The 18,449-nt window shown below is 74.0% G+C and carries 16 protein-coding genes; 12 read left to right on the forward strand and 4 right to left on the reverse strand.

Annotated elements, in window-relative coordinates; all coding sequences use genetic code 11:
• On the reverse strand, window positions 1-590 hold a 590-nt coding region (locus tag ACWDVG_RS15865), incomplete at its 3' end, for an amino acid ABC transporter ATP-binding protein (protein WP_451699750.1).
• Between the two features lie 285 nt (window positions 591-875).
• On the opposite strand from ACWDVG_RS15865, the gene ACWDVG_RS15870 reads away from it, so the two are divergent.
• Together ACWDVG_RS15870 and ACWDVG_RS15875 are read left to right on the forward strand one after the other, a co-directional pair.
• Complete coding sequence (locus ACWDVG_RS15870) at window positions 876-1,583, forward strand: response regulator transcription factor (RefSeq protein WP_451699751.1); 708 nt, start codon at window positions 876-878, stop codon at window positions 1,581-1,583.
• A gap of 18 nt (window positions 1,584-1,601) precedes the next feature.
• On the forward strand, window positions 1,602-3,014 hold the full coding sequence (locus ACWDVG_RS15875; protein ID WP_451699752.1) for a sensor histidine kinase: 1,413 nt from the start codon (window positions 1,602-1,604) through the stop codon (window positions 3,012-3,014).
• Window positions 3,015-3,132: 118 nt separating this feature from the next.
• Here ACWDVG_RS15875 and ACWDVG_RS15880 read toward each other — a convergent pair whose 3' ends face one another.
• Window positions 3,133-4,131, reverse strand: a complete 999-nt coding sequence (locus tag ACWDVG_RS15880) for a TAXI family TRAP transporter solute-binding subunit (protein WP_451699753.1) — start codon at window positions 4,129-4,131, stop codon at window positions 3,133-3,135.
• Between the two features lie 589 nt (window positions 4,132-4,720).
• Between ACWDVG_RS15880 and ACWDVG_RS15885 the strand changes: the two genes are divergently transcribed.
• From ACWDVG_RS15885 to ACWDVG_RS15900, 4 genes are all read left to right on the forward strand, one after another.
• Window positions 4,721-6,091 (forward strand): four-carbon acid sugar kinase family protein, encoded by a 1,371-nt coding sequence (locus ACWDVG_RS15885; RefSeq protein ID WP_451699754.1) that lies wholly within the window; start codon window positions 4,721-4,723, stop codon window positions 6,089-6,091.
• A 172-nt stretch (window positions 6,092-6,263) separates the two neighbouring features.
• A complete protein-coding gene (gene miaB / locus ACWDVG_RS15890) occupies window positions 6,264-7,790 on the forward strand; it encodes a tRNA (N6-isopentenyl adenosine(37)-C2)-methylthiotransferase MiaB (protein ID WP_451699755.1) in 1,527 nt (508 codons plus the stop codon).
• Window positions 7,791-7,821: 31 nt separating this feature from the next.
• Entirely contained in the window at window positions 7,822-8,148 is a 327-nt protein-coding gene (locus tag ACWDVG_RS15895; RefSeq protein ID WP_451699756.1) for a hypothetical protein, read from the forward strand.
• 256 nt (window positions 8,149-8,404) lie between these two features.
• Entirely contained in the window at window positions 8,405-9,112 is a 708-nt protein-coding gene (locus ACWDVG_RS15900) for a class III extradiol dioxygenase subunit B-like domain-containing protein (protein WP_451699757.1), read from the forward strand.
• 121 nt (window positions 9,113-9,233) lie between these two features.
• Here ACWDVG_RS15900 and ACWDVG_RS15905 read toward each other — a convergent pair whose 3' ends face one another.
• Window positions 9,234-9,542: an antitoxin gene (locus tag ACWDVG_RS15905; protein WP_451699758.1), complete on the reverse strand. Its 309-nt coding sequence runs from the start codon at window positions 9,540-9,542 to the stop codon at window positions 9,234-9,236.
• Between the two features lie 73 nt (window positions 9,543-9,615).
• Window positions 9,616-9,870: a hypothetical protein gene (locus tag ACWDVG_RS15910; protein WP_451699759.1), complete on the reverse strand. Its 255-nt coding sequence runs from the start codon at window positions 9,868-9,870 to the stop codon at window positions 9,616-9,618.
• A 178-nt stretch (window positions 9,871-10,048) separates the two neighbouring features.
• Between ACWDVG_RS15910 and miaA the strand changes: the two genes are divergently transcribed.
• From miaA to hflX, 6 genes are all read left to right on the forward strand, one after another.
• Window positions 10,049-10,987 (forward strand): tRNA (adenosine(37)-N6)-dimethylallyltransferase MiaA, encoded by a 939-nt coding sequence (gene miaA / locus ACWDVG_RS15915; RefSeq protein WP_451699760.1) that lies wholly within the window; start codon window positions 10,049-10,051, stop codon window positions 10,985-10,987.
• A 107-nt stretch (window positions 10,988-11,094) separates the two neighbouring features.
• Window positions 11,095-11,586: a hypothetical protein gene (locus ACWDVG_RS15920; RefSeq protein WP_451699827.1), complete on the forward strand. Its 492-nt coding sequence runs from the start codon at window positions 11,095-11,097 to the stop codon at window positions 11,584-11,586.
• 174 nt (window positions 11,587-11,760) lie between these two features.
• Entirely contained in the window at window positions 11,761-12,657 is an 897-nt protein-coding gene (dapF, locus tag ACWDVG_RS15925; protein ID WP_451699761.1) for a diaminopimelate epimerase, read from the forward strand.
• Between the two features lie 140 nt (window positions 12,658-12,797).
• Window positions 12,798-15,035: a RelA/SpoT family protein gene (locus ACWDVG_RS15930; RefSeq protein ID WP_451699762.1), complete on the forward strand. Its 2,238-nt coding sequence runs from the start codon at window positions 12,798-12,800 to the stop codon at window positions 15,033-15,035.
• Window positions 15,036-15,137: 102 nt separating this feature from the next.
• Window positions 15,138-16,748 carry a M1 family metallopeptidase gene (locus ACWDVG_RS15935; RefSeq protein WP_451699764.1) on the forward strand — a complete coding sequence of 537 codons (1,611 nt, stop codon included), beginning with the start codon at window positions 15,138-15,140 and terminating at the stop codon, window positions 16,746-16,748.
• Between the two features lie 144 nt (window positions 16,749-16,892).
• Window positions 16,893-18,386: a GTPase HflX gene (gene hflX, locus ACWDVG_RS15940; protein WP_451699765.1), complete on the forward strand. Its 1,494-nt coding sequence runs from the start codon at window positions 16,893-16,895 to the stop codon at window positions 18,384-18,386.
• The last annotated feature ends 63 nt before the right edge of the window (window positions 18,387-18,449 follow it).

The following is an 18,449-nucleotide window of genomic DNA, read 5'->3' on the forward strand; positions in this document are numbered from 1 at the left end:
ACCTCCAGGACCTCGTTGATCATCTCCGGGTCGAGCGCCGACGTCGGCTCGTCGAAGAGCATCACCTTCGGGTCCATCGCGAGCGCGCGGGCGATCGCCACGCGCTGCTGCTGCCCGCCGGAGAGCTGCGCCGGGTACTTGTCGGCCTGCGTGCCGACGCCGACCCGGTCGAGAAGGGCACGCGCCTTGGCCGCCGCGGCCACCTTCTCCGTCTTGCGGACCTTGATCTGACCCAGCATCACGTTCTCGAGCACGGTCTTGTGCGCGAAGAGGTTGAACGACTGGAACACCATGCCGACGTCCGACCGCAGCCGGGCCAGCTCCCTGCCCTCCGCTGGCAGCGGCTTCCCGTCGATCGTGATCGTGCCGGAGTCGATGGTCTCCAGCCGGTTGATCGTCCGGCACAGCGTCGACTTGCCGGACCCGGAGGGCCCGATGACGACCACGACCTCGCCGCGGGCGATCGTGAGATCGATGTCCTGAAGGACATGCAGCGCGCCGAAGTGCTTGTTGACGCCGGACAGTACGACCAGGTCGTCCGTGGCCCGCGGGGCGTCCTCCGGACCCTTGGACACTGACACTCCGCTCATCGGCCTCTTGCTCCGTCCTCCTCGGTTGGGGAGGACACTAGAGACCCGGTGAGACCAGCGTCATTACATCTGAGCGGAAATTGAGGATAACGATACGGCCTCAAACGGACACTCTCCGTGAACCCGGCGAGGATGCCGTACCGGGTGGATAACAGAAACGCCGGGTCAACAGGAGGACACTTGACTGTGACGCCGGTGATCGGCGTTCATGCCCTGGTACCACCTGGTACACAGAGAGCCGCCGGCACGACGGTCGGCACGACACGGATCCCGGAGGAGGTACCCATGCGACTGCTGCTCGTCGAGGACGACGACCACGTCGCCGCCGCCCTCTCCGCGATCCTCGCCCGGCACGGCTTCACGGTCACCCACGCCCGCAACGGTGAGGAGGCCCTCCAGGCCGTCCTCCCCACCGCGCAGGGCGACCGGCCCTCGTACGGCGTGATCCTGCTCGACCTCGGCCTCCCGGACCAGGACGGCTACCAGGTCTGCGGTCGCATCCGGAAGCTCACCAGCACCCCCGTGATCATGGTGACGGCGCGCGCCGACGTCCGCTCCCGGATCCACGGACTCAACCTCGGCGCCGACGACTACGTCGTCAAGCCGTACGACACCGGTGAGCTGCTCGCCCGGATCCACGCGGTCAGCCGGCGCAACCCCGGAGCCGACGAGCCGTCCGGCGGCGGCGCCCCCGACACGCTGCTGCGACTCGGCCCCGTCGCCATCGAGCTGCCCACCCGGCGCGTCAGCGTCGACGGCGTGAGCGTCCCGCTCACCCGCAAGGAGTTCGACCTGCTCGCCCTCCTCGCCCAGCGGCCCGGCGTCGTCTTCCGCCGCGAACAGATCATCAGCGAGGTCTGGCACACCAGTTGGGAGGGGACCGGCCGCACGCTCGAAGTGCACGTCGCCTCCCTCCGCTCCAAGCTGCGGATGCCGGCCCTCATCGAGACCGTGCGGGGCGTCGGCTACCGCCTGGTCGCGCCGGCCGCCTGACCGGGAGCCCGCCGACCCGTGCGCACCCGACTCCTCCCCCTCCTCATCGTCCTCATGGCCGGGGTGCTCCTCGCCCTCGGCTTCCCGCTCGCCGCCAGCCTCGCCGCCTCCGAGCAGCAGCGGGTCGTCGTCGACCGGCTCGACGACGCCGCGCGCTTCGCCGCGCTCGCCCAGTTCGTCAGCGAGAGCAGCCCCGGCACCGACGAGCGGCGCACCACCCTCGGCGGCGAACTCGCCAGCTACCACGACGTCTACGACATCCGGGCCGGTGTCTTCTACCGCAACAACCGGTCCATGGCCGCCGCGCCCGAGGGCTGGGTCGTCCCGTACGAGGGGGAGGGCAGGCGCGCGTTCAACGAGGCCCTCCTCGGCCGCCGCAGCCACGACCCGCCGCAGGTCTGGCCCTGGCAGCCGCACGCGCGGCTCACCATCGCCTCGCCCGTCGTCCGGGACGGAGACGTCGTCGCCGTCGTCGTCACCGACTCGCCGACCGGGCAGCTGCGCTCCCGCATCCTGCGCGGCTGGCTCCTGATCTTCGCCGGCGAGGCGGCCGCGATGCTCGTCGCCGTCGGGGCCGCCTTCCGGCTCACCGGCTGGGTGCTGCGGCCGGTCCGCGTCCTCGACGCCGTCACCCACGACATCGCCACCGGACGCATGAACTCCCGGGTCGCGGCGGCCGGAGGGCCGCCCGAACTGCGCCGCCTCGCCCGCTCGTTCAACGAGATGGCCGACAACGTCGAGGAGTCGCTGGAACAGCAGCGGGCGTTCGTCGCCGACGCCTCCCACCAGTTGCGCAACCCGTTGGCCGCGCTGCTCCTGCGGATCGAGCTGCTCGCCCTGGAACTCCCCGAGGGCAACGAGGAGATCGCCTCCGTACGCACCGAGGGCAAGCGGCTCGCCCAGGTCCTCGACGACCTCCTCGACCTCGCGCTCGCCGAGCACGCCGCGGCCGACCTGCGCTTCACGGACGTGGGCGCGCTCACCGCCGAGCGCGTCGCCTCCTGGCGGCCGGTCGCCGAGGACAAGGGCGTCCGGCTCACCGGCGCCTGCGGGGCGGCCACGGCCTGGGCGGACCCGGTGGCGCTCTCCAGCGCCCTCGACGCGGTGATCGACAACGCGCTGAAGTTCACGCCGCCGGGGGAGCAGGTCACCGTGACGGTGGTCCCGGCAGGCGAGAACATCCAGATCGTCGTCGCCGACCGCGGCCCCGGCCTGACGGAGGACGAACTGACCCGCGTCGGCGACCGCTTCTGGCGCTCCGGACGCCATCAGAACGTCAAGGGCTCGGGCCTCGGCCTCTCCATCGCCCGCGTCCTGCTGACGGCGGGCGGCGGCGGCGTGTCCTTCGCCCCGAACGAACCGCACGGCCTGCGCGTGACGGTCACCGTTCCACGCGACGCCCCGGCGGACGGGGCCGGGCTCACCGCGTAGGGACGTACCGGAGGCACCGGGGGCACCGGGGGCACCTAAGGCACCGGAGGCACCGAAGGCACGGGACGCACCGGACGCACCGGAGGCTGTACGTGGGGGATCCGTACGGACCCCGGGGTCAGGGCTTCACCGAGCGGTAGTAGCGGCGGGCGCCGTCGTGGAGCGTCAGGGGCTCCGTGTAGATGGCGGTGCGCAGGTCCACCAGCTGGGCCGGGTGGACCTGGCTGCCGATGCGGTCGCGGCTCCCGATCACCGTGCGGGTGAAGCCCTCGACCAGGTCGTCGTCGGCCGCGTCGGTCGTGACCAGCAGGTTCGCCACGGCGAGCGTGTCGACGGGCTGGCCGTCCTGCGCCAGCGAGTACGCGTCCGCGGGGATCACCGCGGACCGGTAGTGACGGGTCGAGGCGCCCACGTCCCGCAGCCCCTCCACCAGCGGCGCGTCCAGGGAGACCAGCCGGATCGGAGTCCGCTCCGACAGGGACTGGACGGCGAGCGTGGGCAGGCCGCCCGACCAGAAGAACGCGTCCAGCTCGCCCCGCTCCAGGAGCGCCGGCATCGTGTCGATGCCCGCGGAGACGGACTCGACGTCCCGGACGGGGGTGAGCCCGGCCGCCGCGAGGACCCGGTCGGCGATCAGCCGCACGCCGGAGCCGGGCTGGCCGACCCCGACCCGCAGACCGCGCAGGTCCGACACCTTCCGCACGGAGGACCCCTTGGGCACCACCAGCTGCACGTAGTCGTCGTACAGCCGCGCGCACCCCCGCAGCCGGTCGAAGCCGGGCCGGCGCTCCAGCTGGAACTGGGCCACCGCGTCCGCCGTCGCCACCGTGAAATCGGCCTCGCCCGAGGCGACCCTGGCCAGGTTCTGCTGGGAGCCCTCGCTGTCCATGAGCTGTATCGACACGTCGGGCAGATCACGCGCGAGGGCCTGCTGGAGCAGCTTGCCGTACCGCTGGTAGACGCCGCTGGGGACGCCCGTGCTGAAGGTGACCGAACCGCTAGGCTCCGAGGCACCGAAGGGAACCAGCCACCAGACCAGCACCCCGCACAGCGCGAGCAGCGCGGCCGACACCGCGAGGAGGCGGCGGCGGGCGGCACGGGAGAGGGCGGCGAGCATGCAGCGATCCTGCCAGCTTCCCGCCGGTCCTGGCCAGGCTCGCCGGTGGTACGGGACGGGCGCGGGCTCCCGGGCTCCCGGCGGGCCCCACGGCGGGCTCCCGGGGCGGTGTACGACGGGGACGGCGGGCCCGGGCTGCGAGGCCCGGCGGCACCCGGATCCGGCGGCCCCGAGTGCGCTCCGCCGAAGCGGTGAGCGCGGACCGGGGTGCGCGCCGCGCCGTGTGTCCTGTCGTGGCGTCGCGGCCCCGCCGGTTAGCGTCGAGAAGCGCTCGGTGATCTTGAGGGCAGTTCCCCCTGCCCGCCCCTGGCACCCGGCCGAGCCGTCAACCGTCCCCAGTCCCAGGGGAGTTCCGTCGTACCCAAGAGAAGGCGCCGTCCTGGCGTCGCCGAGCACGCCTCCGCAGGGGAGCACGCCTCTGTACGGGAGCGTGCCCCAGCACGGGAGGGTGTCCCTGTACGGGAGGGTGTCCCTGTACGGGAGCGTGCCCCTGGACTGACGGGGAAGCGCGGTGGCGGTTGCCCGCGGGGCGCGGCGGACGCCAGGGTGGAGGGGCCCGCCGCCGCGAGACTCCGAGGAACGTCCACCGATGCGTCGATCCGCCACCGCACCCGCACCCGCCCCCGCAACCGCCACCGCGCCCGCCTCCGTCCGTCCGCCCCGCCGCATCGCCGTCCTCGCCGACGACCTGACCAGCGCGGCGGACGGCGCGGCCCCCTTCCGCAGGGCGGGCCACCGTGCCCGCGTCCTCCTCGCGGGGACCGCGACGGGGGCGTGGGCCGACGGGCCGGGGGGCGGGGGCCCGGAGGCCGGTGACGCCGCGGACGGCGGAGGCGTCGTCGCCCTCGACCTCGGCAGCCGGCTGCTGGACGAGGCGGGTGCCGTCAGCCGTACGCGGAGGGCGGCCCGTACGTTCGCCGCCGCCGACCTGCTGCTCAAGACCGTCGACTCCACGCTCCGCGGCCATGTGGCGGCGGAGCTCCGCGCCGCCCGGGACGGTGCGGGCCGCCGCGCGGTGGTGATCGCCCCGGCCTTCCCCGCCGAGGGCCGCACGACGGTCGCGGGCGTGCAGTACGTGCGGGGCGTACGGGTCGACGAGAGCGAGTTCGCCCGGGACCCGGCCCACCCCGTCCGCACGGCCGACCTCACGCGGCTGCTGCCGGAGGCCGAGCACCTGACTCCCGACGGCCTCGACGAGCTGCCCCGCCGGGTCGCGTCCGCCGGGGGCGTGTTCGTCTGCTCCGCGGCCACGGACGAGGACCTCGACCGGATCGTCGCCGCCGTACGCGACCCGCGCGACGTGCTGTGGGTCGGCTCCCCGGGCCTCGCCGCCGCCCTGGCCCGGCACCACGGCCGCACCCCCGCCGCACCGCTCGACGAGCTGCCGCGTTCCCGGCGGCCGCTGATCGCCGTGGGCAGTGCCAACCCCGCCACCCGGCGCCAACTGGCCCTGCTGGCGGCGGAGCCGGACACGACCGCCGTCGTGGCCGACGACCCCGGGACGGCGGCGGACAAGCTGCGGGCCGCCGAGAGCGCCGTACGCGTTCTCCACACGCCCGACGAGCGGCGGGCGGACCCGGACGAGCCGACCGCCCTCCTCGCGGCGGCCGCCGCCCGGTTCGCCCTCGACCCCGTGGGCGGTACCGCGGCCCGTGCCGCGGGCGGGGCCGTCGAGGGCTCCGCCGACGGTGCCGTGGACGGTGCCGTGGACGGGCTCCTCCTCACCGGCGGCGCGACCGCCGAGGCCGTCCTGCGCGCCCTCGGCGCCGAGGGCATCGACCTCCACGACGAGCCGGAACCCGGAGTCGCCCGCGGGGTGCTGCTCGCCGCCGCCACCGGCCGTACCGCCCTCTCCGGTCCTGGTGCCCTCCCCGTACCGGTCCTGGTGAAGGCCGGCGGCTTCGGCGACGCACGGGCGCTCCTGCGCCTCTGCGACCTGCTGCGCTCCGGCGGGGAGTAGAAACCCCAGCTCAGCGCCCGTACGCGCGCTCCCTCCCGCCCTCCTGCCGCATCCCGTGCCCCGCACCCCGCGGGACACCGCACCCGGCCCACGGCGCCCGCCCCCGTCGGCGCCAGGCGTGCGCCTCCGCCGCCCGGACGGAGGGCGGTCCCGGACCGCCTACCCTTGACGCATGACGAGCAGCAGCGACCGGAGCCCCGCAGTGAGCGTTGACGTACCCAAGACCTACGAGATCCGCACCTACGGGTGCCAGATGAACGTCCACGACTCCGAGCGGCTCTCCGGTCTGCTGGAGGACGCCGGCTACGTCCGCGCCGCCAAGGGCGCCGACGGCGCCGACGTCGTCGTCTTCAACACCTGCGCGGTCCGCGAGAACGCCGACAACAAGCTGTACGGCAACCTCGGTCATCTCGCCCCGATGAAGACCGCACGTCCCGGCATGCAGATCGCCGTGGGCGGCTGTCTGGCCCAGAAGGACCGCGAGACCATCGTCAAGAGGGCCCCCTGGGTCGACGTCGTCTTCGGCACGCACAACATCGGCAAGCTGCCGGTCCTGCTGGAGCGCGCCCGCGTCCAGGAGGAGGCGCAGGTCGAGATCGCCGAGTCCCTGGAGGCCTTCCCCTCCACGCTGCCGACCCGCCGCGAGTCCGCGTACGCCGCCTGGGTCTCGATCTCCGTCGGCTGCAACAACACCTGCACCTTCTGCATCGTCCCCGCCCTGCGCGGCAAGGAGGAGGACCGCCGCCCCGGCGACATCCTCGCCGAGATCGAGGCGCTGGTCGGCGAGGGCGTCTCCGAGATCACCCTGCTCGGCCAGAACGTCAACGCGTACGGCTCGGACCTGGGTGACCGCGAGGCGTTCAGCAAGCTGCTGCGCGCCTGCGGCGAGATCGAGGGCCTGGAGCGCGTGCGCTTCACCTCCCCGCACCCGCGCGACTTCACCGACGACGTCATCGCCGCCATGGCCGAGACCCCGAACGTGATGCCGCAGCTGCACATGCCGCTCCAGTCCGGCTCGGACACCGTGCTGCGCGCGATGCGCCGCTCGTACCGGCAGGAGCGTTTCCTCGGCATCATCGAGAAGGTGCGCGCCGCGATCCCGCACGCCGCCATCTCGACGGACATCATCGTGGGCTTCCCCGGCGAGACCGAGGAGGACTTCGAGCAGACGATGCACGTCGTCCGCGAGGCCCGTTTCGCGAACGCCTTCACCTTCCAGTACTCCAAGCGGCCGGGGACCCCCGCCGCCGAGATGGAGAACCAGATCCCGAAGGCGGTCGTGCAGGCCCGCTACGAGCGCCTCGTCGCCCTTCAGGAGGAGATCTCCTGGGACGAGAACAAGAAGCAGGTCGGGCGCACCCTGGAGGTCATGGTCGCCGAGGGCGAGGGCCGCAAGGACGGCGAGACGCACCGCCTCTCCGGCCGCGCCCCCGACAACCGCCTCGTCCACTTCACGAAGCCGGACGAGGACGTGCGCCCCGGCGACGTGGTGACCGTCGAGATCACCTACGCCGCCCCGCACCACCTCCTCGCCGAAGGACCGGTCGCGTCCGTCCGCCGCACGCGCGCGGGCGACGCCTGGGAGAAGCGCACCACCGCGGCCGCCGCCAAGCCGGCGGGCGTCCTGCTGGGGCTGCCGAAGATCGGCGTCCCGGAACCGCTGCCGGTGGCCGACGCCCCGGCCTGCGGAAGTCACTGACGCCGTCACGGGGGCCAGGGGGGAACGAACGATGGGGAAGTGGATCGTCGTCGCGCAGCTGGGATCGGGTGACTCCTACCTCACGGAGGTCGTCACCCGTCTGACGGGCACGCGCGAGGACGCCCGCCGGGCCCTGACGGCCGCCACGCGCACCTATCGCGCCCCGATGCGCGAGAAGTGGCGCGAGGTCTACCGCTTCCCGGGTGGCGACAGCTACCTGGTGATCGTCAAGGGGGCGGTGTCCCTCAACGAGATCACCCTGAGCATCGCCGAGCTCGTCCACGACTCGACCGACCCGAGCGTGGCGGCGCGGGTACGGGAGGCAGAAGGGGAAGCGGCGGAGGCGGAGCGGCCGTAAGGGCAGCAAGGGGCTCCTCTCTTGCCGCGCCCGGGTAGACGCCCGGCCGCCCGGGCGGGCTCCGGTCGGCGGTTCGGATGTTCCGCGCGCCGTTGTCGGGCCACGGCCTGACGTCTCGCGCGCGCGTGGTTCCGCTCGGCGGTGGCGGTCGGGATGCTCCGCGCGCGCGTGGGCCGAGGCCCGACGTCTCGTGCGCCCCTGCGGGCCTCGGCCGGACCTCCGCCGCCCGCGCGGGCGGGCCAGTAGGCTGCGGATCATGCTTGTCGCCGCAGCCGTCTGCCCCTGCCCCCCGCTCCTCGTGCCCGAGGTCGCGACCGGTGCCGCACCCGAACTGGACGCCGCGCGGGTGGCCTGCGCCGATGCGCTCGGCGTGCTGGCGGCCTCGCGCCCCGACCGGCTGTACGTCGTCGGGCCCGTCGGCGAGGACGACCGCGGCGCCTTCCCGTCCGGCACGACCGGCACCTTCGCCGGATTCGGCGTCGACCTCTCCGTACGCCTCGGTGCCGGACCGGCCGGAGACCGGCAGCTGCCCGCCTCCCTCGCCGTCGGCGCCTGGCTCCTCGACCGGGCCGCCTGGGCCGACGGGCCCGTCGAGGGCCTCGGCGTCGCGGACTCGGCCACCGCGGAGGAGTGCGCCGGCACCGGCCGCGCCCTCGCCGCCTCGGCCGACCGCGTCGCCCTCCTGGTGATGGGCGACGGCAGCGCCTGCCGGACGGTCAAGGCCCCCGGCTACCTCGACGAGCGGGCGGCCGGCTTCGACGCCGGGGCCGCCCGCGCCCTCGGCGCCGCCGACGTGGCCGCGCTGCTGGCGCTGGACGAAGGGCTCGCGCGGGACCTCAAGGCGGCGGGCCGCGCCCCGTGGCAGGTGCTCGCGGGCGCCGCCGACGGCGCCGGCCTCGACGGCCGCCTCCTCTTCGAGGACGCCCCCTACGGCGTGGGCTACGCCGTGGCCACCTGGTCGTAGCAGCACCACCCACCCCCGCCACCCGCTCCCGCGACCGCCGCCCGCACGAAACGGCGGACGGCCGCGGAGCGTGCTGCTCCGCGGCCGTCCGCCGCGCGGAGGGACCGGGGGACGGCCGGTGTCAGACGGTCGGCGGCGGGGTGGGGCCGCCACTCCCGGGCGCGCCACCGCCGCCGGGGTTGCCACCGCCGGGGGTGCCGCCGCTCCCCGGCGTGCCGTCGTCCTTGTGACCGATCCTGTCCAGCGCGTCCTTGGCCTTGCCCGTACCGGAATGGATCTTGTCGCTGTACTTGCCCTTGGTCTTCTCGTCGACCATCCTCGCGGCCTTGTCGAGGCCGTGGTCGATCTTGTCCCCGTGCTGCTGCGCGAGGTCGGCGACCTTGTCCTTGGCCGGGGCGAGCTTGGCCTTCAGCGAATCCAGGAGACCCATGGGGCACCTTCCCTCCCGGGACCCCCGAGGGGCCCGTGTTCCGTGTCCTGCCTGTGTACGCCTGTCCGTACGGTTACGTCCGGGCGCCTTCCCCCGCCGAACTGTCGGCGGCGGCCTCGGTCGACTGCTGCTTCGGAATGTCGACGGTGTCGACGACCTCCTCGACCTCCACGACGTCCACGACCTCCACGACGTCCGACTCCGGCGCCGTCCCGGAGACCGCCTCCGACGTCGACTCCGCCTCCGGACCCGGTTGTTCGGAACCCGGCTCCGGCTCCGCGGTCGCGTCCGATTCCGTCGTGGGGACCTCCGACGAGACCTCGGCCACATCCTTCTTCTTACGGCGAAACGCTGAGAAAACGCCCATATTCACTCCATAGCGTACTCGGATGGGACGGGTTCCATGGCGAACGGCGGCCGGAACCTCGCAACAGGCAACGAAGCCTTGCGGGGCCCGTCACGTCGCTCGTTCGGGGACGGGCCCGGAGGTTTGCGAGACTGGGACGGTGAGAACTGCAGCTCCCGCCCCGCGGGTCATCGCCGTCGTCGGTCCCACCGCGGCCGGAAAGTCCGATCTGGGCGTCTTCCTGGCCCAGCAGCTCGGCGGCGAGGTCGTCAACGCCGACTCCATGCAGCTCTACCGGGGGATGGACATCGGAACCGCCAAGCTGACGCCGGAGGAGCGGGGCGGCGTCCCCCACCACCTCCTCGACATCTGGGACGTGACGGAGGCGGCCAGCGTCGCCGAGTACCAGCGCCTCGCCCGCGCCGAGATCGACCGGCTGCTCGCCGCAGGCCGCACCCCGGTCCTCGTCGGCGGTTCCGGACTGTACGTACGCGGCGCCGTCGACGCCCTGGAGTTCCCCGGCACCGACCCCGAGGTCCGGGCCCGCCTGGAAGCCGAACTCGACGAGCGCGGCTCCGGCGTCCTCCACGCGCGCCTCGCCGCCGCCGACCCGGACGCGGCGCGCGCGATCCTCCCCAGCAACGGGCGCCGCATCGTCCGGGCCCTGGAGGTCATCGAGATCACCGGCAAGCCCTTCACGGCCAACCTCCCCGGTCACGACTCCGTCTACGACACCGTCCAGATCGGCGTCGACGTCGAGCGCCCCGAACTCGACGCCCGCATCGCCGCGCGCGTGGACCGGATGTGGGAGGCGGGTCTGGTCGACGAGGTGCGCGCGCTGGAGGCGCGGGGACTCCGCGAGGGGCGCACGGCGGGCCGCGCGCTCGGCTACCAGCAGGTGCTCGCGGCGCTCGCGGGGGAGTGCACGGAGGACGAGGCGCGCGCCGAGACCGTGCGCGCCACCAAGCGCTTCGCGCGCCGTCAGGACTCGTGGTTCCGCCGGGATCCCCGGGTCCACTGGCTCAGCGGAGCCGCCGATCACCGGGGGGAACTCCCGCGGGAGGCGCTGTCGTTGCTCGAACGAGCGATTACAGCCTGATCACGTGATGGCATCGGGACGCACTGGCAGTCATTCCGGCGGTCGGGAGCGTGCCATCATCGAGCATCGATCGACCAAGTGGAGTCCGAGTGGGAGGGCGCGTGGCGATGGAGGCCGGCCCTCGCGACAGAGAACAGCACGACGCGGTCCTCGGTGACCCGTCGGGCCGGGGTTCCGGCCGGACCCCGGCCGCGCCCGTCCCCGGGCTGACCCCGGACGGTCCGGACGAGGCCGAGGGCACCGCCGTCGAGGTGGACGCGGCCGAGGTCGAGGTCGAGCTGCGCCCGCAGCGCCGACTGCGGATCTGGCAGCTCGCGCCGATCGTGGGCCTCGCCGCCGTCGGCTCCCTGATGTTCGCCTTCCCGCTCGCCTTCGGTTCGGGCGACGGCGGCGCCGTCGTCGCCATGCTGGGGCTGCTGATCAGTTCCTGCGCGGCGGGCTGGGGCATGATGGCCGCCCGCAAGGTCGGCTACACCTGGCCCGGTCTCCCGGCGCGCGGCTCGGGCGAGCGCCCCGACTGGCGCGTGCTCGCCCTGTACGTGACGACGATCGCGGCCCTCGTCGCCCTGGCCGTCTGGCGCGTGGCCCGCCTCCGCTGACGCGCGGCACCGCCGGCCCCGCCCCCGGGCCCCGGCGCCGCCCCCGGCCGCCCCGTCGGCCATCAGTACCCTCGCCGCCGCCCGCCCCCTGCCCACCCCCCGCCCGGCGCCGCGCCCCGCCCGGCCCCTGGACGCCCGCGCCGCCTGTCGGTGCCGACCCGTACAGTTGATCGCGTGACCAGCACGCAGACCTCCCCGCTCCCGTACCTCAAGGGCCACGGCACCGAGAACGACTTCGTGATCGTCCCCGACGCGGAGAACGCTCTCGACCTGCCCCCCGCGCTCGTCGCGCGGCTCTGCGACCGGCGCGCCGGCATCGGCGGCGACGGCGTGCTGCACGTCGTGCGCAGCGCCGCCCACCCCGAGGCCCGGCACCTCGCCGACGAGGCCGAGTGGTTCATGGACTACCGCAACGCCGACGGCTCGGTCGCCGAGATGTGCGGCAACGGCGTCCGGGTCTTCGCCCGCTACCTGGAGCACGCCGGACACGTCACGGCCGGCGAGGTCGCGGTCGCCACCCGCGGCGGCGTCAAGCGCGTCCACCTCGACAAGGACGGCTCCGTTACCGTCTCCATGGGCCGCGCCGCCCTCCCCGAGGCCGGGGTCACCGTCACCGTCGACGGCCGCAGCTGGCCCGCGCGCAACGTGAACATGGGCAACCCGCACGCCGTCGCCTTCGTCGAGGACCTCGCCCACGCCGGCACGCTGTACGACGAGCCGCCGTACGAGCCCGCAGGCGTCTACCCGGACGGGGTGAACATCGAGTTCGTCGCCGACCGGGGCCCCCGGCACGTCGCCATGCGCGTCCACGAGCGCGGCGCCTCCGAGACCCGCTCCTGCGGCACCGGCGCGTGCGCCGTCGCCGTCGCCACCGCCCGCCGCGACGGCGTCGACCCCGCGGAGAGCGGCGCCCCCGTCACGTACACCGTCGACGTCCTCGGCGGGACGCTCGTCATCACCGAGCACCCCGACGGCGAGATCGACATGACCGGTCCCGCCGTGATCGTCGCCGAGGGCACGGTCGACCCGTCCTGGCTCGCCGAGGCCGGATTCGAAACGGTCAACGACTGATCTGTCGCTCGAATGGGTGATCCGATTCACGCTGAGCGAGAGCGCGACTGCGCCACGTGGTGGGGTCGGTAGCATCAAGCACCGGCCCCCCGGGCACGCCTGGCCCGCCCACCGCCGGTCGACGTTGCCGGAGGTGCCCCATGAGTGCAGAGGCCACCAACCCCATGAGCGCGGCGGACCCCGCCGCCGACACCGACACGGCCGTCCGCCGGCGCGGACGCCCCCGGATCGACCTGCGCCGGATCGGCCGGGCCGCCCTCCTCGGGGCCACGGCGGGCCCCGCCCCCCGGGACCGGCTGCCGGACGCCATCAGCCACGTCGCCGAGGCCCACCGCGCGCACCATCCCGACGCCGACCTGCGCGTGCTCCGCAGGGCGTACGTCCTCGCCGAGTCCTCGCACCGCGGCCAGTTCCGCAAGAGCGGCGAGCCGTACATCACCCACCCGCTCGCGGTCACCCTCATCCTCGCCGAACTGGGCGCGGAGACCACCACCCTGACGGCCTCCCTCCTCCACGACACCGTCGAGGACACCGACGTGACGCTCGATCAGGTGCGGCGGGAGTTCGGCGACGAGGTCGCCTACCTCGTCGACGGCGTCACCAAGGTGGAGAAGATCGACTACGGCGCCGCCGCCGAGCCGGAGACCTTCCGCAAGATGCTCGTCGCCACCGGCAACGACGTCCGGGTCATGTCGATCAAGCTCGCCGACCGCCTCCACAACATGCGCACCCTCGGCGTGATGCGCCCCGAGAAACAGGCCCGGATCGCCAAGGTCACCCGGGACGTCCTCATCCCCCTGGCCGAACGGCTCGGCGTGCAGGCGCTCAAGACCGAGCTGGAGGACCTGGTCTTCGCCATCCTCCACCCCGAGGAGTACGAGAACACCAGGGCGCTGATCGCGGCCAACACCGGCTCCGGGCCGGATCGTTCCGGGGACGTCCTCGGCTCCCTCGCCGAAAGGGTCACCGGGGTGCTCCGCGAGGCCGGGATCGGCGCCGAAGTCCTCGTCAGACCGCGCCACTTCGTCTCGGTCCACCGGGTCCGTCTCAAGCGGGGCGAGCTGCGCGGCTGCGACTTCGGCCGCCTGCTCGTCCTCGTCGCCGAGGACGCCGACTGCTACGCGGTCCTCGGCGAGCTCCACACCTGCTTCACCCCGGTCGTCTCCGAGTTCAAGGACTTCATCGCGGCCCCGAAGTTCAACCTCTACCAGTCGCTGCACACCGCGATCGCCGCCCCCGACGGCTCCGTCGCCGAGGTCCTCATCCGCACCCACCGGATGCACACGGTCGCCGAGGCCGGCGTCGTCGCCCTCGGCAACCCCCACGTCGGCCAGGAGCCGGCCGAGCAGCCCGACGCCCTCGCCGCCCAGACCGCCACCGGGCCGCAGACCGAGGACGGCGAGCGCGCCGACCCCACCCGCCCCGGCTGGCTCTCCCGGCTCCTCGACTGGCAGCAGTCCACCCCCGACCCGGACACCTTCTGGACCTCGCTCCACGCCGACCTCGCCGAGGACCGCGAGATCACCGTCTTCCGGGCCGACGGCGGCACCCTCGGCCTGCCCGCCGGAGCCACCTGCGTCGACGCCGCGTACGCCCAGCACGGCGAGGCCGCCCACACATGTCTCGGCGCCCGGGTCAACGGCCGCCTCGCACCGCTGAGCACCGTCCTCGCCGACGGCGACACCGTGCAGCTCCTGCTCCCCGGGACCCCCGCACCCGGCGCGAGACCGGGCCAGGACACCGCCGCCGGGCCCTCACCGGAGTGGCTCGACCACGCCCGTACCCCCGCCGCCAGGATCGCGATCACCGGCTGGCTCGAAGCCCATCCCGAAGCGGCGGCGCCCGCCGCCTCCACGGACCCCCGGCCGCCCCTGAGCGTCACCGCCGACCGCCGCTCCGACGCCGAGCTCCACGCCGAACTCGACGGCGGCCCGCCCCCGGCCGTCCGCCCCGCCGGCTGCTGCACGCCCGTACCGCCCGACAAGATCACCGGCTTCCAGGTCCGTGGCGGCTCCGTCACCGTCCACCGCTCCGGCTGCGCGGCTGTCGAGGCCATGCGCAGGAGCGGGCGCGCGCCCGTCACCGTGCGCTGGGGCGAGACCGCGCACTGCCGCGTCACCCTCGTCGCCGAGTCCTTCGGCCGCCCCGGGCTGCTCGCCGACCTCACCGAGGCCATCGCCACCGCAGGCGCCGAGGTCGTCTCCGCGACCGTCGAACCCCCCAGCGAGCAGCGCGTCCGGCACACGTACACCCTCCAGCTCCCCGACGCCGCCGGCCTCCCCGCCCTGATGAGGGCCATGCGGGACGTTCCCGGGGTGTACGACGTCGGCCGCGCCCGCACCCGGCGCCCCGGCACGGGGGAGCGGCACCGGCCCTGACGGCGCACGGGCCCGGCCCGGCGCGCGGCGCATGAGCCCCTTCGGGTGGCGGGCGAGCGCGTCGCCCCGCCGTGGTGCGGACGGCCCTGGTAGCGGTAGCCCATGCCGCTCACTCCCCGCACCGCCCCCGACCCGAGGACCGCCGCCTCCGGAACCGCCGCTTGCCGGACCGCCGCTTCCGGGAGCCGCGCGCCCCGGAGCCGCGCGCCCCGCGCGCGGTGGTTGCGCGCCGCCGTCCTCGTCGCCGCCTCGGCCGGGCTCGTCGCCGCCGCCCTGCCCGCCCCGGCGCCGCTCGGGATCGGCGACCCGCTCTTCCCGCACCTCGGCAACCCCGGCTACGACGTTCTCGCGTACGACATCGCGTTCACGTACCCGGGGAAGAACACCGAGCCGCTCGACGCCGTCACCCGGATCGAGGCCGTCGCCACCGACGAGCTGGAGCGGATCAACCTCGACTTCACGCACGGCACGGTCGCTGCGGTCACCGTCGACGGCATCGCCGCCGCGCACACCACCAGCGGCGAGGACTTGGTGATCACGCCGGTCGTACCGGTCGACACGGGCGAACGGATCGAGATCACCGTCACCCACACGAGCGACCCGAGCGGCCCCGCCGCCAGCGGCGGCTGGGTCCGCACCACGGACGGCCTCGCGATGGCCAACCAGGCCGACGCCGCCCACCGGGTATTCCCGTCCAACGACCACCCGGCCGACAAGGCGTACTTCACCTTCCGGATCACCGCCCCGAACGGGCTCACCGCCGTCGCGGGCGGCCTCCCCACGGGCCGCGTCACCCACGGCGCCACCACGACGTGGACGTACCGCACGCACCACCCCATGGCCACCGAGCTCGCCCAGGTCTCCATCGGCCGCTCGACCGTCCTGCACCGCACGGGCCCGCACGGCCTGCCCGTACGGGACGTCGTCCCCACCGCCGACCGCGAGCTGATGGAACCGTGGCTGCGCAGGACCCCCGGCCACCTGGAATGGATGGAGGCCCAGGTCGGGCCGTACCCCTTCGAGACGTACGGCGTGCTCGTCGCCGACGCCCACACCGGCTTCGAACTGGAGACGCAGACCCTCTCCCTCTTCGAACGGCGGATCTTCACCGAGCCCGCCTTCCCCGAGTGGTACGTCGACGCGGTCATGGTCCACGAGCTGGCCCACCACTGGTTCGGCAACAGCGTCTCGCCCCGCACCTGGTCCGACCTCTGGCTGAACGAGGGGCACGCCACCTGGTACGAGGCGGTGTACGCGGAGGAGAAGGCCGGCCGCTCCCTGGAAGCGCGCATGAAGGCCGCCTACGCCGCCTCCGACCGGTGGCGGGCGTCCGGCGGCCCGCCCGCCGCCCCCGAGCCGCCCGCGCCCGGCAGGAAGATCAGCCTCTTCCGGCCCGTGGTCTACGACGGCAGCGCGCTCGTCCTCTACGCCCTGCGCCAGGAGATCGGCACCGAGGCCTTCCGCCGCCTGGAGCGCCGCTGGGTGGCCGACCACCGGGACGGCACGGCGACGACCGCCGACTTCACCGCCCTGGCCGGCGAGATCGCGGGCCGGGACCTCACGGCCTTCTTCCAGGGCTGGCTGTACGGGAAGAAGACCCCGCCCATGCCGGGCCACCCCGACTGGCGCGCCCTCCCGGCTCCCGGGACCCCCGCGACCGCCGGGACCCCCGCGTCCGCCGGGACCCCCGCGACCGCCGTGAAACCGGGGTGACGGGCCCCGTCCGGCCGTGTCACCATCTTCCCGTCGGCGACGCGGCCGGGCCCGGGAATCATCCGGTGCCGCCACGCGTTGCCACTGATACGGACCGCCCGGAGACCGTCCGGGCGCGTCATCGCGCATCGACGTAAGGATCCAATGACCTCCTCTTCTTCCCCTTCCCAGGACGAGCAGAGCTTCGCGGACACGAGCCGCACCGAGAGCCTTCGGGCCGATGCCCTGATGGAAGAGGACGTCGCCTGGAGCTACGAGATCGACGGAGAGCGGGACGGCGACCAGTTCGACCGCTCCGAGCGCGCGGCCCTCCGCCGCGTCGCCGGCCTCTCCACCGAACTCGAGGACGTCACCGAGGTCGAGTACCGCCAGCTGCGCCTGGAGCGCGTCGTGCTGGTCGGCGTCTGGACCACGGGGACGGTCCAGGACGCGGAGAACTCGCTCGCCGAGCTCGCGGCCCTCGCCGAGACGGCCGGCGCGCTCGTGCTCGACGGCGTCATCCAGCGCCGTGACAAGCCGGACCCGGCGACCTTCATCGGTTCCGGCAAGGCCCGCGAGTTGCGGGACATCGTGGTCGAGACCGGCGCCGACACCGTCGTCTGCGACGGCGAGCTCAGCCCCGGCCAGCTCATCGCCCTCGAAGACGTCGTCAAGGTGAAGGTGGTCGACCGGACCGCCCTCATCCTCGACATCTTCGCCCAGCACGCCAAGTCCCGAGAGGGCAAGGCGCAGGTCGCGCTCGCGCAGATGCAGTACATGCTGCCGCGCCTGCGCGGCTGGGGGCAGTCGCTGTCCCGGCAGATGGGTGGCGGCGGCGGTGGCGGCATGGCCACCCGTGGTCCCGGTGAGACCAAGATCGAGACCGACCGGCGTCGGATCCGCGAGAAGATGGCGAAGATGCGCCGGGAGATCGCGGAGATGAAGACCGGCCGCGACATCAAGCGGCAGGAGCGCCGACGCAACAAGGTGCCGTCGGTCGCCATCGCCGGATACACCAACGCGGGCAAGTCGTCCCTGCTCAACCGCCTCACCGGCGCGGGCGTGCTGGTGGAGAACGCGCTGTTCGCCACCCTCGACCCGACCGTCCGCCGGGCGGAGACGCCCACCGGCCGGGTCTACACCCTCGCCGACACCGTCGGATTCGTCCGGCACCTGCCCCACCACCTGGTCGAGGCCTTCCGCTCCACCATGGAGGAGGTCGCCGACTCCGACCTCATCCTGCACGTGGTGGACGGCGCGCACCCGGCTCCGGAGGAGCAGCTGGCCGCCGTGCGCGAGGTGTTCCGCGAGGTCGGCGCGGTGAACGTCCCGGAGATCGTCGTGGTCAACAAGGCGGACGCGGCCGACCCGGTGGTGCTCCAGCGGCTGCTGCGGGTCGAGAAGCACTCCATCGCCGTCTCGGCCCGCTCGGGCATGGGCATCGAGGAGCTGCTCGCGCTCATCGACGCCGAACTGCCGCGCCCCGAGGTCGAGATCGAGGCCCTCGTGCCGTACACGGAGGGTGGTCTCGTCTCGCGCGTGCACGCCGAGGGTGAGGTGAACTCCGAGGAGCACACCCCGGAGGGCACGCTGCTCAAGGGGCGGGTGAACGAGGAACTGGCGGCGCTGCTCGCGCCGTTCGTCCCGGCCGCCCACTGACGGACGGCGAAGGCGCCGGCCTCCTCCCTGCGGGGAGGGGACCGGCGCCTTCGTCTGTTCCCG

Source organism: Streptomyces sp. NPDC003327 (genome assembly GCF_053589515.1).

What these genes read in the sequence shown, in the direction of transcription:
- hflX (WP_451699765.1), top strand. Translation starts at nt 16,893, where the DNA reads ATGACCTCCTCTTCTTCCCCTTCCCAGGACGAGCAGAGCTTCGCGGAC.
- ACWDVG_RS15880 (WP_451699753.1), bottom strand. Translation starts at nt 4,131, where the DNA reads ATGCTCGCCGCCCTCTCCCGTGCCGCCCGCCGCCGCCTCCTCGCGGTG.
- ACWDVG_RS15870 (WP_451699751.1), top strand. Translation starts at nt 876, where the DNA reads ATGCGACTGCTGCTCGTCGAGGACGACGACCACGTCGCCGCCGCCCTC.
- ACWDVG_RS15905 (WP_451699758.1), bottom strand. Translation starts at nt 9,542, where the DNA reads ATGGGTCTCCTGGATTCGCTGAAGGCCAAGCTCGCCCCGGCCAAGGAC.
- ACWDVG_RS15920 (WP_451699827.1), top strand. Translation starts at nt 11,095, where the DNA reads ATGGAGGCCGGCCCTCGCGACAGAGAACAGCACGACGCGGTCCTCGGT.
- ACWDVG_RS15900 (WP_451699757.1), top strand. Translation starts at nt 8,405, where the DNA reads ATGCTTGTCGCCGCAGCCGTCTGCCCCTGCCCCCCGCTCCTCGTGCCC.
- ACWDVG_RS15930 (WP_451699762.1), top strand. Translation starts at nt 12,798, where the DNA reads ATGAGTGCAGAGGCCACCAACCCCATGAGCGCGGCGGACCCCGCCGCC.
- ACWDVG_RS15885 (WP_451699754.1), top strand. Translation starts at nt 4,721, where the DNA reads ATGCGTCGATCCGCCACCGCACCCGCACCCGCCCCCGCAACCGCCACC.
- ACWDVG_RS15935 (WP_451699764.1), top strand. Translation starts at nt 15,138, where the DNA reads ATGCCGCTCACTCCCCGCACCGCCCCCGACCCGAGGACCGCCGCCTCC.
- miaB (WP_451699755.1), top strand. Translation starts at nt 6,264, where the DNA reads ATGACGAGCAGCAGCGACCGGAGCCCCGCAGTGAGCGTTGACGTACCC.
- ACWDVG_RS15895 (WP_451699756.1), top strand. Translation starts at nt 7,822, where the DNA reads ATGGGGAAGTGGATCGTCGTCGCGCAGCTGGGATCGGGTGACTCCTAC.